Raw genomic sequence first — 2,576 nt, 5'->3', positions numbered from 1 at the left:
CGTCGCCAAGTCGATCATCAGCCAGATCGAGCGCAACGAGACCAACCCGACGCTGGCCACGATCTGGCGCCTGAGTCAGGCGCTCGACGTCTCGATCGAGCGGGTGCTGGCCGCCAACGACGAGGAGCCCTTCATCGAGAAGTCCTCGCGGGCCGACACGCCGATCCTCGTCTCCGAGGACGGCCGGGTGCGGCTCGCCATCATCGGCTGGCTCAAGACCATCGAGTGGCTGCAATGGTACGAGGTCTCGGCCGATCCGGGCGGTGTGCTCGATTCCGACCCGCACCAGCGCGGCTCGGTGGAGTCGCTCTCCGTGAGCGAGGGCTGCTTCGAGGTCGATGTCGGCGGCGTGGTGCAGAGGGCGCGGGCGGGCGAGACCCTGCGCTACCGCTGCGACCGCCCGCACACCGTCCGCTGCACCGGAGCGTTGCCGGGCCGCGCGACGATGGTGGTGATCATGAAGGCAGCGGTGATGGAGTAGGACGTTCGATTCCTGCCGGTGCCGCGGGCCGGAACACTCAACGGCCCGCGTTCACCCAGCCGACCATGTCGGCGAGCACGGTGCCGAGCGCCTGATCGAGCGCCCGCGCGCCGTTGGCGGCGTCGACCTTCGTCACCGGCACGCGGGCGGTGAAGATCCGCGCCGCCGCGACCTTGCCGGTGCCGTCGGCGATGAGCTTGGCGGAGAGGTCGACCACCGCCTCGCCGGAGCCCGCCGCGATGTCGAAGGCGCGGATCTCGGAGATGAGCTGGAAGTCGGCCACGATCTTGTCGCCGGGACGCGAGACCGAGCGCAGCCGGCCGGCATTCTCCAGGCTCTGGATGATCCGGGTCTGGATCAGCCGCGGCAGCCGGTCGGCCCACTGCCCGCCGCCGAGGAAGGACAGGGCGCCGCCGGGCTCGCGCACGATGATGCGGTCGGCCTCGAAGGGCTGGATGCCGATGGGCTCGGCGACCACGATCGCGCGCGCCGCCGCGACCGGTCGCCCCGCGGCGGGCAGCGCCATCAGGTCGAAGGTCAGCGGCGCGCCGCCGCCGCAACCGCCGAGCGCCGAGGCGAAGAGGGCCGCCGCGAGGGCGAGGGTGGGGCGGATCATACGCAGGACCTGGGCGCCCTCCGCCGGCGGGACGGGGACGGATGAAGCTGTGCCGTTCAAATGACGAAACCGCGTGAAGCGTGCCGTGCGCCGGGGCACATCGGCCCGGCGGCCGACGCGTTCAGCGGCCACCGTTGTATTCGGGCAACGACGGCTTGCCGCCGAAGATGACCTGCGACGGGTCGCGCTCGAGGTTGCGCACCGTCCGGTTGAGGGTGCCGAGCGTGCGCTGTCCGTCCGTCGACAGGGCCTCGACCTCGCGCCGGCCGGTGCCGCTCAGGCGGTTGAAGCTCGTGGCGATGTTGGCGGTGCGCTTGTCGAGGTTCTCGGACAAGGTGCGGAAGGCCCGGCCGGCGTCGCGCACGGACAAGGCCGCCTCCTTGATGTCGGCGAAGGCGCTCGTCCCGGCCTCGCCGGACGCGGAGCCGAGGAAGCCCTGCGCCCCCTTCAGCACGCCGTCGATGCGGTCGGCCGAGGCGTTGAGCTTGGAAGCCAGCGTCCGCGCGTCGTGCAGGCCCGCCTCGATGTCGGGGCTCGCGGTCGCGAGTGCGGCCGAGAAGCGGTCGGCGTTGTCGATCACCCGGTTGAGCTTGGCCCCGTCCACGGCCTTGACGAGGCTCGACACGGCCGGACCGGCCTCCGCCAAGGTTCGCGAGAAGGTCTCGACGTTGGCGAGCGTCCGGTTGATCGCGCCCTCGTTGGCCGAGACGATCCTGTCGAGGCGCTGGAGCACGTCGTCGGCCCGCTGCGCGATCTGGCGGGCGGCGGCCATCATGTCCTGGATGTCAGAGGAATCGGCGAAGATCGTCGGCAGGTCGCCGTTGGCGCCGGGCGCGAGCGCCGGCGCATCCGCGTTGCCGCCGTTCAACGCGATCACCGACACGCCGGTGAGCATCGCCGAGTCGAGGCGGGCGCGGGTGTCGGCGCGCAGCGGCGTCGACGGGGCGACCTTGATCTCGGCGATGACCCGGCGCGGGTCCTGAGGCAGCAGGTGGACGTCGGTCACCTCGCCGACCTTGATGCCGTTGAAGGTCACGCTGGAACCGCGCGACAGCCCGCCGACGCTGCCCGAGAACACGACGCGCACGCCCTGGCTGACTTGGCGCGCCGACCCGCCGGACAGCCACAGCACGAAGCCGAAGCCGACCAGGATGACCCCGAGGGTGAAGGCGCCGATCAGGGCGAAGTTCGCGCGGGTCTCCATCCGGTCAGGCCTTCCGCCACGCTTGGACCATCGTGCGGTGCGCGGGCGCACGTCCCGGCATCGTGGAACCCTGGCGGCGTTCACGCATGGGCGTGCGCTCCCGGAACAATCGCGCGGGCGCGCTTGCCGTGGAAGTAGGCGCGCAGCCACGGGTGGTCGTGCTCCAGCATCTCCGCGATCGTCCCGGCCGCGATGATCTGGCCGTCGCCGAGCGCCGCGATGCGGTCGCAGGCGGTGTAGAGGCTGTCGAGGTCGTGCGTCACCATGAAGACGGT

General features: G+C 71.5%; 3 protein-coding genes and 1 pseudogene. 1 reads left to right on the top strand and 3 read right to left on the bottom strand.

Going from position 1 to position 2,576, the window contains the following annotated elements:
- A partial coding sequence (locus ACFE8Y_RS21655; protein WP_375466424.1) for a helix-turn-helix domain-containing protein occupies positions 1 to 481 on the top strand: 481 nt, incomplete at its 5' end.
- Positions 482 to 518: 37 nt separating this feature from the next.
- Here ACFE8Y_RS21655 and ACFE8Y_RS21650 read toward each other — a convergent pair.
- The 3 genes and pseudogenes from ACFE8Y_RS21650 to ACFE8Y_RS21640 form a co-directional block, all read right to left on the bottom strand.
- Positions 519 to 1,097, bottom strand: coding sequence for an ABC-type transport auxiliary lipoprotein family protein (locus tag ACFE8Y_RS21650; protein WP_375466423.1), 579 nt, complete (start codon positions 1,095 to 1,097; stop codon positions 519 to 521).
- A 121-nt stretch (positions 1,098 to 1,218) separates the two neighbouring features.
- On the bottom strand, positions 1,219 to 2,301 hold the full coding sequence (locus ACFE8Y_RS21645) for an MlaD family protein (RefSeq protein WP_375466422.1): 1,083 nt from the start codon (positions 2,299 to 2,301) through the stop codon (positions 1,219 to 1,221).
- Between the two features lie 80 nt (positions 2,302 to 2,381).
- Positions 2,382 to 2,576 (bottom strand): annotated as a pseudogene (locus ACFE8Y_RS21640) (ABC transporter ATP-binding protein); the annotation flags it as partial.

Source organism: uncultured Methylobacterium sp. (assembly GCF_964242245.1).
GTDB lineage: Bacteria > Pseudomonadota > Alphaproteobacteria > Rhizobiales > Beijerinckiaceae > Methylobacterium.
Note: the sequence above shows the minus strand (reverse complement) of the source record. Positions and strands in the feature narration are given on the sequence as shown.

Bases quoted from the DNA above. Each gene is read 5' to 3' on its own strand.
- ACFE8Y_RS21650 (WP_375466423.1), bottom strand. From the start codon at position 1,097: ATGATCCGCCCCACCCTCGCCCTCGCGGCGGCCCTCTTCGCCTCGGCG.
- ACFE8Y_RS21645 (WP_375466422.1), bottom strand. From the start codon at position 2,301: ATGGAGACCCGCGCGAACTTCGCCCTGATCGGCGCCTTCACCCTCGGG.